The organism is Flavobacterium sp. PL002, assembly GCF_054165825.1.
In genome coordinates this window covers 1,208,763-1,222,515 of sequence record NZ_CM135110.1, presented here as the reverse complement: position 1 = coordinate 1,222,515, position 13,753 = coordinate 1,208,763, and the positions used below count along the sequence as shown (strand labels likewise).

The window sequence follows — 13,753 nt, the reverse complement described above, 5'->3', positions numbered from 1 at the left end:
ACCTTACATGAATTGCATTATTATAGACGATGAAGAAATGGCAAGAGCCATTATGGCACAGTTTATAGCCAATTATACTGATTATAAAGTCATTGGTGATTTTCCTAGCGCGATCGATGCAATTAAATTTTTAAATCAAAACACAGTTGATCTAGTTTTTCTAGACATTCACATGCCTAATTTTACTGGTTTTGATTTTATCCAAACTATCAAAAACCCGCCTCATATTATCCTAGTTACTTCAGATCGAAATTTTGCTTTTGAGGCATTCGAATATGAATGTATCGTTGATTATCTTGTTAAACCCATTACAGAAGCTCGTTTTTTAAAAGCTATTCATAAATTAAATTCTTTAAAAACGGAGACGCCCATCATTGAAACAAAACCTATGGTTGATGATGTGGTTCATGATTTCTACATTAATGTGGATAGAAGATTGATTAAAATAGATTTTCATACCGTAAATATAATTGAAGCCAAGGGAGATTATATTCATATTAAAACAGAGGCTAAAAATTACATCGTGCACTCCACCTTAAAAAAAATAGAAGACAAACTACCTAAAGATATTTTCTTGAAGGTACATCGTTCTTTTATCATTAACACTAGTAAAATTATCGATATCGAAGATAATAGTGTCTTAATAGGAAAAGATGTTATTCCTGTAAGTCGCTCAAATAGAGCGGAGTTACTTAATAGGATAAATGTGCTTTAATTATAAGTCTTTACTTACCAATAGTTTAAAAAGATGTATTTCATCGACTAAATATGTATTTTATCTAGATTGTCACTACTTTAGTACTCTATTTAAAACGTAAAAACATGGATGTAAAACTACCTACTATAAATCCTGATGCTACAAGCGCTAATTACGATGAAGTTACAGGTTATTATTTAGTGTCTAAACGTTGGACCATGATAAATGATGTTAATATCACTTTTATTAGATGTAAAGGGTTAGGCTATTGTTACAACTCAAAGTGGGCTGGTCCTATGAGTAAATTTGAAGCCGAAAAAATTTGTCAAAGTAAAAAAACAACATTAATAATAAGCCATTCATTGCTTAAATCATTTCTTGTCATAACAAGTGACTCTGTTTCTTTACCTAATACTGGCGAAATACGCAAACTTATTGGTCTTGATAGTGGCGAATTACAATTAGCTAACTGAAATTACTTTAACTTAAAAGAGTAGTTTGGCCGTATTTTTATCTTTCTTATCGTTTTAAAATAACCATTGGTCGAATGCAAATTTGATCTTACCGAAAAACCCCAATTCTTTATTGCCGTTGTACCTATCTTTGTATAGAAAACAAAACACAAACACTCTTTTTGTCCCGAAACAAAATAAGATTAATAACACTATTTGAATTTTGTTGCAGTCTAACTGCCCTGATTTTAGATAGAGTAATACAAGTTTTCTAAAAACAAATTTAGTATTAACTGTAAGATTAGTTAATATAAAAAAAAAGACTGCTACCACGAGCAGTCTTTTTCTGTTTAGTAAACTAACGCTGTAAAAAAGTAAGCGCTTGCTAAAGTTTTTTATTTAAGTTTAAAGATTGGTTGACTTGTTAAATTCCATTTTATACGCAAGCCAAATTCATTAAATGTAAATCCAGATGCTGTTGTTGAGGCAATGTTACTTCGGGTTACATACAAGTTGCTTAACAACCTATCTGAAAATTTATATCCTAGCTTTCCTTGAATGCGGTAGGTCCATTGTTTACTATCGTCTTCAATAAATTGGTATCCTGTGGCAAGACTTGCATTATAGAACCAAGATTTAGCTTCAACAATTTTTTCGTCTTTTAGTATTTCTAAAAATAATTCTACAGCATTAAACTTCTTAGGACTAAAATAATCAGTAGGAACACGGTTTTTAAAAGCAATATATTGGTAATTTAAGCCTCCCTTGAGCACTGGGCTAGACATGAAGTTGTAATAGAAAGATGTAAATAATAAGTTTCTATTGTTATTATCTGTTTGTGAGGTAAAAAAGTATTGGGTAAACCATCCAAAATTAAAATTAGTACTCAAATTATAATTAAAGTAATAATTATTTGTAGCAATTTCTTTGTCAATCAAATCAGAGTTGAAATTTTGCATCTCTCTTTTATAACCCACTTCTAAATCTTGTAATTTTAAAGGTTTAATTTTAAAATAAGTATGAATTAAAAGTTGATTGTAATCGGTTGTGCTAGAATTAGCTGAATTGACACCAACTTCAAAAGCATAACTAATTTTTGGGTGAAACTGATACGTTGCGCCTAATAGAAAATCATTACTTTCTGCATTGGCCTTAGTTACTTTATTGTCCGTTTTTCTAAATTGGTAGGTGCTATTAATAGCCCATTTAGTAGATAGCGGTAAATTAATTTCGGTGTGAGATGCTATCGCAGTATTATCACCATTATCAAATGAGTAACTAAATTTTTGTTCTACATAAGGTGTGTAGTCTTCCTTTATTTTTTTTATAAAATTTAAAGCATCTCCTTGATTGTTAAAAATTTCAAGAGTAGTATTAGCTGCTTGATATGCCAGGCTTATTTCTCCAGAGGCTTTGTAAGCATTTGCTATTCCTAGATTTCCATCAAATGATTTGCTGTCATTTTTTAAAATTTGTTCGTAATGAGTGATGCTTTCAGGAAAATTACTTTTATAAATTGCTAGCGTTGCTGCTAAGGAAAGCACCCAATTTTCATTAGGGTAAGTAACTTTTAACTCTTCGATTACTGATGCAGATTCTTTGTATTTTTTATTCCAAATCAACGCTTGAACATAACGTTCTTGAGTTTGCTTCTTTAAACTCTCATCAGTAATGCTCTGTGATTTTTCTAAAGATGTTGTCGCAAGTTTCAAAGCATTTTTTTCTTTTTTGTCAATATGCTCTAATAAAGAAAGACCGTTTAATGCAATAACAGGATGTTCTGGTTGAAGTAAATTGTAAACGTCTTTTCCTTTTTTAATTTCTTTAGTGATAAGGTACATATTGGCTTTATTCATCAATGTTTCTTTATCTAAAGGAAAATCAACTAGAATTTCATCATAATACGTTTCAGCTTCAATAAACTTTTTTTCGTTGACATTTTGATAAGCATAACCTAATTTAATGTATTTCCTTGAAATCAAAGCGCCAGAATTTCCAGGAGATAACATCAATGCTTTATTTACATTTAATAAAGCGTCAGGATATTCTTTTAAATTAGATAGTGTATTTGCAAATCCTAAATGCGCGACAAAATTTGTAGGATTCTTTTTAACGAGCTCGCTATAGAAAACTTTTGCTTCGTCAAATTTTTTGTTCCAAAGCAGCGCTTCGGCATAATTCAATTCAATTTCAAGATCGCCAGGATACTCTTTTTTCAATTGGATAAAATTGTCTAATGCTTCGTTAGCTTTATTATTTAATCCAATGGCTCGTGCATAACACAAACGTGCTGTTTTATTTTCAGGATACTCTTTTAAGATGTCTTTAAAAAATACTTCGGCATTAGCAAAATCTCCTTTTTCAAGCTGAGTAAATCCTTTCTTCATGTCTTGGGCATTCATCGAAAGACTAAAAATGAAGAAAATAGATAAAGTAATCTTGTATACAAATTTCATAGAATAATGATCTTGGGTTCAATGATGCAAGTTAAGGATTAAATGGTAATATTTCATCTACACTTTCGGGTCATTCATCTAAGAATTATGTCCGTTGTTGTGATATAATTGATATTTGTCTTAATAAATGAATAACAAATTAAAAAATTATGGCTTTACAAATAAATTATAATTCAGGAGTTTATGAGATTAAAGGTTTGTTAAATTCTCAAAACAGTGTATATTTAGAGAATCATTTAAATGCGCTTATTGCTGCTTCTACTGGAATCGTTCTTTCACTAGAAAAAGTCACTGCCATTGATCAATATGCTATAAAAAGTGTTATTGCCCTTCAAGAACAAACAATTTTAATGGATAAGTCATTTTATATTATTGGCAAAAAAAATAAATGCGTGAGTGAGCAATTTGATACATTACATTATAACGACCTACTGCTTTAAAAATAAATATTTTTAATAAATAAAATAGAAGTAATGAAGATAGTCTCAAGTCTGATTGCTAAAATACCCCGAAAATTAGGTCCTGAACAAGTCTTCATGGTAACCATATTATTAGTTAATGGAGGGAATTACCTGTATAATTTATTATTGGGGAGAATGCTGGGCCCAGAAGCATTTTCTGATGCAGCAATTTTAATTACACTTTTACTAATATTGTCTTTTGTGGGGATGACTTTTCAAATTGTAACGGCTAAGTATGCAGTATTGTTTGATGAAAATAGTTTGCTTGCCTTTATTAAGTTAATTACAAAATATGCGACGGTTTTAGGAGTATTATTCGGAATCGCAATTATAATTTTTTACCAAGAATTACAAGCTGTTTTTCATACTAAAACGGCAGCAATGTTTTATATTTTTGGTATAGGGATACCACTGTATTTTATGATGAGCGTCAATAGAGGCTTGTACCAAGGTCAAAATGTATTAAGTAAATTAGCGACAACATACCAAACCGAAATGGCTAGTAGGTTACTATTGACTATTGCTGGTTTATTGCTGCTGCCAAATGTGCCTAGTTCTATAATTGTAGCACTTGGAATTCTATTTTCATTTGTATTTGGTGTGCTTCCCTTTCAAAAAATAATTTTCAAAGGATTAAGAACTTCGGTTACCGCTGCAATTGATACCCGTTCAATAACAAGTTTCTTTGCGCTAACAGCATTTTATGAGCTCACACAAATCATAATAAACAATAGCGACATCATTTTAGTCAAACACTTTTTTGACAGCAAAGAGGCGGGTTTATATGCTTCGTTAGCTTTAATTGGGCGCGTGGTGTATTTTGTAGCCTGGATGTTTGTAATGTTGTTGTTGCCTAAGGTTATCCAAATGAAAAAAGACAATCAAGATACACTGCCTATTTTATTAAAATACGTAGGTTATATTGTTGTTTTGTCAACTTTAATCGTTGGCTTTACTGCATTATTTCCTGAGTTTGTTGTGAGTGTAATGTTTGGGAAAGCCTATGTTTCTATTTCCTTTTTATTATGGAAATATGCTTTAGCAACATCACTTTTTGCAGTAGCAAATATTTTTGCTTATTACTATTTGTCATTAAATCAATATGTGCCTGTTGTAGTTTCGGCAGTATTGGGTTCAACGCAAATAGGTTTAATTGTAGCCTTTCATAATTCATTAGAACAAGTGGTTCACATGCAAATTATTGCTATGGTTATTTTATTGTTTTTTCAATTGTGTTATTTCTTTTATAAAAATAAAAAGTAATTAGTAGTGTGAATTAATGTTGCTAATTAAGTTCCAAACCAAATCTATATTAAGATGAAAATTGCTGTAATCACTGCCTTTCCGCCAAGTAAAGTTACTTTAAATGAGTATGGATACCATTTAGTAAAGAATTTTGCTCAAAAAAATGATGTTTCAGAAGTTGTCTTGCTGTGTGACAAAACAGACGAGCCCAAACAACTTGATTTTGAAAATAGTAATAAAGTAAAAGTTAATGAGTGTTGGGCTTTTAATAGTTACACTAATATTATGTCTATTAGCGCGGCAATACGTCAGGAAAAACCAGATGCGGTTTTGATCAATCTTCAATTTATGAAATTTGGTGATAAGAAAGTTCCTGCGGCTTTAGGCTTGATGATTCCAATGGTTTTACGCAATAATAATGTGCCCACAGTATCTTTATTACACAATATCTTAGAACAAGTAGATTTAGAAAGTGCCGGTTTTACAGATAATAGATTAGCTCAAAAATTCTATAATTTTGTTGGAACCACATTAACCCGTTTTATATTAAGGTCAGATGTTGTTGCGGTTACAATCAATAAATACGTAGAAGTATTAGAGAAAAAATACAAGGTTAAAAATGTAAAAGTGATTCCGCATGGAACATTTGATAGTATCGATGAACCTTCATTTGAGTTGGCTCCAGGGCCAAAACAAATTATGGCTTTTGGTAAGTTTGGTACCTATAAAAAAGTAGAGATTCTCATTGAAGCTGCTATTTTAATAAGAAAACGAAGCACTGAGAAAATAGAAGTAGTTATTGCAGGAACAGATAGTCCTAATACACCTGGATATCTTGCGGGAGTAAAGGAGAAATATAAAGAGGTGGAAGGAATTAGATTTACAGGATATGTAGAGGAAAAAGATGTTCCCGTTATCTTTGGAGAAAGTACCGTAGTTGCTTTTCCATATACTTCAACCACAGGTAGTTCAGGAGTTTTACACCAAGCGGGTAGTTATGGTAAAGCGGTAGTGATGCCAGATTTAGGTGACTTGGCTTTATTGGTTGAGGAAGAAGGTTATAAAGGTGAATTCTTTGATCCTGAAAGCGCCGAATCGTTAGCGCAAGCACTCGAAAAAATTATCAATAACGACGCTAATCGCAAAGCAATTGCAAAGCAAAACTATAAGGCTGCGAGTGCTTTGTCAATGGACAAAATTACAGAAATGTATATGGACACTTTTAAGAAAATTATCCAATCAAAATCTTAATTTGAGATGTATTTAAATGCGGGTTTGTTGTTGCCTTTGTCATCAATAAACCCGAATTTTTTTTGTCGCATTTTCTGCCAAGCCCATCTTCCCGCTACTTGATCCGGCACATGAGGAAAATCATATAACGTCCAAGACATAAATGAATAATTGTTTTTCTTAAAGTACGCTTGTATTTTTCGATGGTATTCTGCTTGTTTTTTATCACTTCCTTCCCAAAAATTCCACATTCCGCCGTAAGAGGGAACGCCAAACTCTTCGATCACGACTGGTTTTTTAGTAGTTTTTACTAATTTATCTGTCTCGTATTCTAAATGTACTATGTCATTATAAAAATGGTAGGATATAAAATCCATTTTATCGGCAAGATTTGTCGCTTCAACAGAGTTTGACCAACCAATAGTCATTAAATGATTGGGGTCATTTTCTTTTATAACGGTTACCATGTGATCTAGCCAGCTCAAAACATTGTCTTTTCCTCTGTTTTCAAAATCTAAATTCGGTTCGTTTTTTATATCCCATGCGAGTATCGCTTTATGGTCTTTAAAAGAAGTAACAATTTGTTCGGCATGACGATGCGTCAAGGTCCAACTGTTAATAGAATAATCACTGTAAAAATCAAATAATGTAACGATTACGGCTAATTTCTTGGCTTCAGCCAAATCTAAAAGTACTTTTAGCCTTTCCATTTTCTGCGGAATCAATTTTGCTTTTCCAAAATCACCATACTGGATAAAAACGCGAACCGTGTTTAGATTTGAATTTTTTATAATATCAAAATCTTGCGCAATTGTGTCTTTATTAAACAAATCACCAAAGGTATCCCAAGCAGAGTTTTTAGGGTAATAATTAATTCCTTTAATGGTATAAGGAATGTTATTTTGTAAGATTTGATTTTTTTTAACTGTATAAATGGGGTGTGGTTTTACCGTGTCTTTTGCAAATGCCTCGGATTTCATTTTCTCTAAATGACGTACACGCCAAAAACCATCTTCAAGCAACATCATCACCTTATAGGTCGCCGTATCTTGAATAGTGGTAAGTAACGTTTTGTTTTGATAGATTTTTTGATACTCAACTACATTTCTATCTTTAAATACAACTAACTGCCCATCTTCACTGTAAAATTCTAAATCAGGAAAATGTTTGATAGTCGTGTTCTCAATAGAGATTTCATGAGATTTATTGTATTTAATAGTGCGGTATAAGTTCTCACGCGTATTTTGAGTATAGTAATCGTCAATGCCTTTTGAAGTGTTATTCTCTAAGGCATTATTTTTTACATACCATGAAAATAAGTAATCGCGCTCTAGTTTTCCTAGCGTGTTTTTTTCCATTACCCGCGCCGGATTAACAAGATTGGTCCAGTTTATTTTAGGTAAATAAATATCTTCACTTTCGGTTTCTAGATGTAACATACTGCTTCTATCTGCTCCAGTATTTAAATAATCTAAAATTCTGGCCAAACCCAATAGCGTGAAAATACAAATTAGAATAAAGGAAAAAATGAATGCTCCTTTATAAATATTTCGATTGTTAATTAGTCTCATATTTTTTTATTTCGGTTTTTCGAGTTATTCCTAACGTTGTGATTTCAAAGCGATATTCTTTTTCTTTGTAAAAAGGAGGGAATAAAATAAAATTAGCGTAACCTTTAGAACTTTCAGTAATTTTAGTCTCTATTAATTCCTTGTGATGAAATATTTTTAATTCTACTTTTATTCCGTCAGGCACAATTTGTTTCATGAAACTTTTAAGAGGACCCACGGTAATTTTTCTATTCTTTTCATAAAATTCATAAGGAAAAGTTCTAATCAATGGTTTGTAACTAATCTGGATGGGCTTGCTCTCAGCCATTCCAGTGATGTAAGCTTTTACTCGATAGATATCCTGATGATCGGGATGCAATAATTGTCCTATTGCAATTCCGTTTATTGTTGCAGCATAGGTTTTTAACAAGCTGTTATTGTTAGTAGTAACTTGAAAAGTAACTAAGGTTCCATCACCAATTAGGTTGCCAAACTGATCTTTTATTACTGAAGTTTCTAATTTTGTGATCTGGTTGCCATCAGCAAATTCGTGGTTTCTTTTAAAATTAATAGTAAAGTTAGTAGCTGGTGATGGCGTTATTTCGGTTTCAAATTCTTTAGATCCTGTAGTATTACATTCTGTAGAAACAAGCATTTTACCTGACTTGTTTCTGGAATAAATGTTTTTCCATGCAATAAACGAAGCTGTTTTTTTGGTAGTAACCGTTACATTTTCAAGAAATTGATCTTTTATAAAAACAGTTGTATTGTCTTCTTTTGGGTTGTCATAACTATCCGTAGGAATGGCAACCATCATTGTAAAATGTTCTTGCCCTGTAAGGATAGTTGTTGGGCCTAAATAGTTTTCTAGAACCGTAGCTGTGTCATCATTTGGGCGAATGCTAAAATCACCTGTGATTATTTTTTCATTATTCTGCAACAAATACCAAGTTACGAATCCGGTTTTAAGACAGTAAAGGGGCGGAATATTAAATACAAGTTTTCCGTTATTGTTTTTGGCTTTCAAAATGGTTTTTCCGTAGGAATGAATAATAAATAAATCGGCTGTTGCGGATTTAGAAGTAGTCGAAAAGTGTAATGAAATGGGTCTTCCTGCTACAAATGTTTTTTTGGATGTATCCAAAGTAAATGCTGCTTCTGTATTATTTGTTTTTGAAATAGCAAAAACGAATAAAAAGAATAATACTAATGGAAGCAATACAGTTGTTAGTTTCTTTATCATTTTGGATTACCAATATAGTTATTCATTTCGATTTTAATGTAACTAAATCCTTTTCCGTCTACTTTTTGTAGCAGTTCTTTCTCTACCTCTTTATTTCGATTAGGAAGAATTGTTTTGGCCAGAGCCTCATTGGGTAAACCATTGACAAAACAATTTTTTAATGATGATAATATGATTCGGCACTGAGATAAATCAAGCAATTTATAATCAAAATACTGTTTGCGCTGTACACGGACTCCTTCTCTTAAAAAATAATTATCAACATACAATAGCTCTTTTTTATCAGTATAATACGAAATTATTATTTCAGGGACAGTGACTTCTTGAATACCATAATTGAACAATGTTCCCTTGACGTGGTTGTTTTCGATAGTTAAATCAGATAAAGCTACCTGAATATAAAAATCAGTAATAGCAATATTACCCGCTGACTGGATGTCAAAATTTGCCGGAGTTTCGGTAATGTTTTTTGGCGTAAATTCATTAGGATTAAAGGTAGTAGGCTGTGTTACATCCTTATTTAACCAAGCGATTTCTTCAAAATTCACTCTAAAACTAGTTGTTTCTTTGGGTAATATTTTATGTTTAATAGCGTCTTTAGCATTAAAAGTAGCTAGTGATTTGTCATATTTATTGTAGAGGGTAGATTTTAAAACCACATCAGCGGGACTGTTATCTAAGTTTTGCAATTCACCAATGATAATATATTCATTTTTATAATGAATCAATTTAGCCGATAAAATTTCCAATTCAGGTTGTTTTAAGACGTCTTCATGATAGGTTTGCTGCGTGGTTATTTTTCGCCTTCCTTGTTTGAAATATTCAGTAGTATTGTCTAGTATAAACTGATCTGGCGGAATATCTAAAGGCAGTTTTTGAGGCAAGATATACCATTTTCCTTTTCGTTTAATTACCTCATGGTAAAAGTCTTTTTTAATTATTTCAAGTGGCGTAATCCATTTTGTTTTAGCAACAAGAGAGGCTCTGTTATCGGAGATCTCAGCGATTTCTATGTCTATAGCATCAAGTTTTGCATAAGAATTTAAAATCCCATCAGCAACAGATGTTTCGAGCATAAATTGTGAAATAGAAAGTTTGCTTTCAGGATCGATAAAAGAATGTGCTTTTTCGTAAAATTTAAAATCCAGCGCATCATAGTATGCTTTGATCACGTTCTTCGGACTTATTTGTGTCGCGTTGTACGTGTAAAAATCATAGGTGCTATACCCAATAATACCTAATAATAGTACAATCCAAAGGTGTAAAATAGTGATAATCTTAAACGGAAATTTTTTATAAGCCACAGCAAACTTGAAGAAATCAGGTTTTGGCTCATCTTTTAATTTTAATGCTTTATAAAAAATACTTTGTATATTAATTACAAAAGCAATTATCACAGTAAGGATTGGGATAATTCCCCACATTAATTTTAAATAAAGAGGGACTTCGTCTTTGGGGAGTACTTTTGGGAGTGGCGCAATATTTAGCTTTTCCCATACCATGATTCCGTTTTCTAGTAATGACAAGCGGTGCCAACCACAAAAATAGAGTATAGGATCATAAAATTTATCATTAGAAAAAACATATTTCAGGTTGTATTTTTCCGGTACAGTCAAGAATTGCTGTAATGAGCCAATTCCTTCCATTCCTCTAAATTTTGAATTTTCTAAACGCTCCACAGCTCGGGTAGTTAACTCGGGTAGCCTTCGTGCTGAATGGTAATTACCATCTACTGTTTTGGCTTTTGTTTGCGAGGATAATGTAGCCATTTGATCTCCAAAACCTAGTGGTAAATAGCGCCACTGATCGTGCTGATCTTGATTTAAGAAATTAACAAGCGGTAAGGTGTTTATTTTTTGAGGTTGAAAAGGTCTAAAGTAACCCAGCGTAATTGTAAAACCTGCAAAAAACAAAAAAGAACCTGCAAACAAAGCCCCTAAAATACGGTGATACACATTCCCAAAACGGTTTTGAATAGCCGTTTTTAAATCACCTTCAATCAAGCGGTAGACAAATTCTCCTGACATGGGTAAACTCATGATGGATGCCCACAACGTAAAACGGTCAAGTGTTAAGATATTGAAAGCGGTTTCGCCTAAAACTTTTAAAGGGATAGGTGTTGTTCCTCCCGTTCCCAAAACGATTAATAAAGAGATGGATAGCCCAAAACAAATGTATCTTTTACTGTAATAACGGTACAATATATACGGCAAAATAAAGAATAATATCCCCCACGGAATCACAAAAAACATAAGCCCTGATGAGGTAACTTCAATAAAGTTATCCCGACTTCCATGCGGAATAGGGACTTGTGTGATGGGGTTTGCTTTTGAGTTTACCCAATATGGAAAAATACAAAATATGATTAGAAATAATGAGCCAGCTCCAAAGGTGACAATTCGTTTGAATAATTTAAAAAATGTTTGCAGAAATAATTTAAACTTTATCTCTTTATAGGAGTTCACTTGTTCTCGAGAAACATCCATAATTACCGTTCCAATCAAAGGAAAAATAAAAAAAATCATTCCAAAAATTGGTGTAACATGGTGTGAAGTTATTGTTACCGCTAAGAGTGAAAAGGACCTTAAAAGGTATTTAATTTTTCCGGTTTTTATCCAAAGATAGATCTCTGGCATGCAATGCATCAATACAGAAACACCAATTATGCTGGGTAATTGTCCAAAAATATGGAGTGTTTCAACAAATGATGAAGAAAAAACAGCTACAATTGATGCGTATCCAGCTACCGTACGATCCCCTGTAATCATTAAAGTGTAGCGATATACACCGGTTATAAATAAAACAATACCAATTATAGCCACGGTAAACATACCAAATTTTAGGCCCCCAATTAAAGATAAAAGTCCAATTACTTGATGAACAAGCGGTGGGTATCCCATAACGGTAAATCCTGTGTACCAGCTATAATTCCAGGGTTCAAACCAACTTGTTGCATAATGATTGGCAAAAAACATGTGTATTAACGCATCGTAAGTGCTCTCAAGTGTAAAGAAAATAGCACTCGAATGAAAGACAACTCCAATAAGTAGCGCTACAATTAAATATTTATTTGATTTTTCTTTTGCCAATGATTGAAAATTGATGTTTTTGTAAAAGTAATGATAAAACTGTTAATTAAATAAATCATAGCTACTAACTGTCATATTTTGTTTGGTTTTTAAAGCAGATTTAATATATTTACTATAACCAAATGCCAAATAGTAGAGTTATGAAAATTTTAATAATTGATGATCAAGAATTAGTTATTCTTTCTTTAGAAAAAAGCCTTCTTGATTTAGGCTACGAAGTGATTTCTGCTAACACCATTTCTGATGGTATTGAAAAGTATGATCAGCACAGTCCTGATTTAGTTATCGCAGATATCAACATGCCCTTTTCCAATGAAACGAATGCTAATGGTACAGATTTACAGGTGGCTTATAATGGACTTGAAATAGCGAGACACGTTAAAAAGGTAAGAGGCCATGCAACACCAGTAATGATTTTGTCTGGAAATACAGATGAGGATATCATTGTAAAAGGTTTTGATCTTGGTGTAGATGATTATATGAAAAAGCCTTTGAGCTTAAGCGAAATTGGTGCTCGTGTAAAACGTTTAATTGGAAGTGGAGACAAAATAAGCACTAACACTAAAAAAAATCAGATTATTCAAAATGATTGTATTGGTGTAGTTATTCCTTGTTACAATGAGGAGTTACGCTTGTTAGGTGACGAGTTTAAGGCTTTTATAAATTCGAATCTAGGGTATCATCTGTGCTTTGTTAATGATGGAAGTACTGATAAAACCTTAGAAGTTTTAGAAGAACTAAGAAAAGGACATGAAGACCATATTAGTATTTATGATTGTGAAAAAAATGGAGGTAAGGCTGAGGCTGTTCGTCTCGGGATGTTGCATCTTGCTAAGCAAGACCAATTTGATTATATAGGTTTCCTAGATGCTGATTTATCTACTGATTTTGAAGATTTTCATGATCTTGTAAAAACAATTTCCAACTCTAAATTTAAAGTGGTTAGTGGTTCTAGAATGGCGCGCATGGGAGCTGATATTACTAAGGAATCTGCACGTGCAATCATTAGTAAAATCATCAACTTCATTATTCGAAAAACAATTGGGATGGAGTTTAATGACACTCAATGTGGTGCTAAAATAATGAGTAAGGATGTTATTGAAAATACGTTTCAAACTAAGTTTATTACAAAATGGTTATTTGACGTAGAGATTTTTATGCGAATGAAAAAAATCTACGGAGATGAAGAAACTAAAAAAATAGTATGTGAACAGCCTTTAAAAAGATGGATTCACGCTGATGGATCTAAATTGTCATTTAAAGATTCTTTGAAAATTGTATTCCAAATTGGACATATAGCAATCCACTACAGGTAAAAAATAGTTTTAAT

At 32.3% G+C, this 13,753-nt stretch carries 10 protein-coding genes; 6 read left to right on the top strand and 4 right to left on the bottom strand.

What is annotated here, in order from left to right; all coding sequences use genetic code 11:
- The first annotated feature begins 7 nt into the window (after nucleotides 1–7).
- Together ACVEGE_RS05375 and ACVEGE_RS05370 are read left to right on the top strand one after the other, a co-directional pair.
- Nucleotides 8–715 carry a LytR/AlgR family response regulator transcription factor gene (locus ACVEGE_RS05375; protein WP_192501774.1) on the top strand — a complete coding sequence of 236 codons (708 nt, stop codon included), beginning with the start codon at nucleotides 8–10 and terminating at the stop codon, nucleotides 713–715.
- 107 nt (nucleotides 716–822) lie between these two features.
- Entirely contained in the window at nucleotides 823–1,170 is a 348-nt protein-coding gene (locus ACVEGE_RS05370; protein ID WP_192501773.1) for a hypothetical protein, read from the top strand.
- 374 nt (nucleotides 1,171–1,544) lie between these two features.
- Here ACVEGE_RS05370 and ACVEGE_RS05365 read toward each other — a convergent pair whose 3' ends face one another.
- Nucleotides 1,545–3,605 (bottom strand): tetratricopeptide repeat protein, encoded by a 2,061-nt coding sequence (locus ACVEGE_RS05365; protein ID WP_192501772.1) that lies wholly within the window; start codon nucleotides 3,603–3,605, stop codon nucleotides 1,545–1,547.
- 149 nt (nucleotides 3,606–3,754) lie between these two features.
- Between ACVEGE_RS05365 and ACVEGE_RS05360 the strand changes: the two genes are divergently transcribed.
- The 3 genes from ACVEGE_RS05360 to ACVEGE_RS05350 are packed head-to-tail and all read left to right on the top strand — an operon-like array spanning nucleotide 3,755 to nucleotide 6,562.
- Nucleotides 3,755–4,045 (top strand): STAS domain-containing protein, encoded by a 291-nt coding sequence (locus ACVEGE_RS05360; protein ID WP_192501771.1) that lies wholly within the window; start codon nucleotides 3,755–3,757, stop codon nucleotides 4,043–4,045.
- 33 nt (nucleotides 4,046–4,078) lie between these two features.
- Complete coding sequence (locus ACVEGE_RS05355; protein ID WP_192501770.1) at nucleotides 4,079–5,329, top strand: MATE family efflux transporter; 1,251 nt, start codon at nucleotides 4,079–4,081, stop codon at nucleotides 5,327–5,329.
- A 54-nt stretch (nucleotides 5,330–5,383) separates the two neighbouring features.
- Nucleotides 5,384–6,562 (top strand): glycosyltransferase, encoded by a 1,179-nt coding sequence (locus tag ACVEGE_RS05350; protein ID WP_192501769.1) that lies wholly within the window; start codon nucleotides 5,384–5,386, stop codon nucleotides 6,560–6,562.
- On the opposite strand, the gene ACVEGE_RS05345 is transcribed toward ACVEGE_RS05350, so the two are convergent.
- Genes ACVEGE_RS05345 through ACVEGE_RS05335 form a run of 3 tightly spaced genes read right to left on the bottom strand, consistent with a single transcriptional unit; the run spans nucleotide 6,559 to nucleotide 12,423 of the window.
- Nucleotides 6,559–8,112 carry a glycoside hydrolase family 2 TIM barrel-domain containing protein gene (locus ACVEGE_RS05345; RefSeq protein WP_192501768.1) on the bottom strand — a complete coding sequence of 518 codons (1,554 nt, stop codon included), beginning with the start codon at nucleotides 8,110–8,112 and terminating at the stop codon, nucleotides 6,559–6,561. The two genes, ACVEGE_RS05350 and ACVEGE_RS05345, sit on opposite strands and share 4 nt — an antisense overlap.
- Nucleotides 8,099–9,334: a hypothetical protein gene (locus ACVEGE_RS05340; protein ID WP_192501767.1), complete on the bottom strand. Its 1,236-nt coding sequence runs from the start codon at nucleotides 9,332–9,334 to the stop codon at nucleotides 8,099–8,101. Before ACVEGE_RS05340 ends, ACVEGE_RS05345 begins: the two co-directional genes overlap by 14 nt.
- Nucleotides 9,331–12,423, bottom strand: coding sequence for a hypothetical protein (locus tag ACVEGE_RS05335; protein WP_192501766.1), 3,093 nt, complete (start codon nucleotides 12,421–12,423; stop codon nucleotides 9,331–9,333). The genes ACVEGE_RS05340 and ACVEGE_RS05335 overlap by 4 nt, the downstream gene beginning before the upstream one ends.
- A gap of 140 nt (nucleotides 12,424–12,563) precedes the next feature.
- Here ACVEGE_RS05335 and ACVEGE_RS05330 point away from each other — a divergent pair, with 140 nt between their 5' ends.
- Nucleotides 12,564–13,739: a glycosyltransferase gene (locus ACVEGE_RS05330; protein WP_173856256.1), complete on the top strand. Its 1,176-nt coding sequence runs from the start codon at nucleotides 12,564–12,566 to the stop codon at nucleotides 13,737–13,739.
- Nucleotides 13,740–13,753: the final 14 nt, after the last annotated feature.

What these genes read in the sequence shown, in the direction of transcription:
- ACVEGE_RS05375 (WP_192501774.1), top strand. Translation starts at nt 8, where the DNA reads ATGAATTGCATTATTATAGACGATGAAGAAATGGCAAGAGCCATTATG.
- ACVEGE_RS05370 (WP_192501773.1), top strand. Translation starts at nt 823, where the DNA reads ATGGATGTAAAACTACCTACTATAAATCCTGATGCTACAAGCGCTAAT.
- ACVEGE_RS05365 (WP_192501772.1), bottom strand. Translation starts at nt 3,605, where the DNA reads ATGAAATTTGTATACAAGATTACTTTATCTATTTTCTTCATTTTTAGT.
- ACVEGE_RS05360 (WP_192501771.1), top strand. Translation starts at nt 3,755, where the DNA reads ATGGCTTTACAAATAAATTATAATTCAGGAGTTTATGAGATTAAAGGT.
- ACVEGE_RS05355 (WP_192501770.1), top strand. Translation starts at nt 4,079, where the DNA reads ATGAAGATAGTCTCAAGTCTGATTGCTAAAATACCCCGAAAATTAGGT.
- ACVEGE_RS05350 (WP_192501769.1), top strand. Translation starts at nt 5,384, where the DNA reads ATGAAAATTGCTGTAATCACTGCCTTTCCGCCAAGTAAAGTTACTTTA.
- ACVEGE_RS05345 (WP_192501768.1), bottom strand. Translation starts at nt 8,112, where the DNA reads ATGAGACTAATTAACAATCGAAATATTTATAAAGGAGCATTCATTTTT.
- ACVEGE_RS05340 (WP_192501767.1), bottom strand. Translation starts at nt 9,334, where the DNA reads ATGATAAAGAAACTAACAACTGTATTGCTTCCATTAGTATTATTCTTT.
- ACVEGE_RS05330 (WP_173856256.1), top strand. Translation starts at nt 12,564, where the DNA reads ATGAAAATTTTAATAATTGATGATCAAGAATTAGTTATTCTTTCTTTA.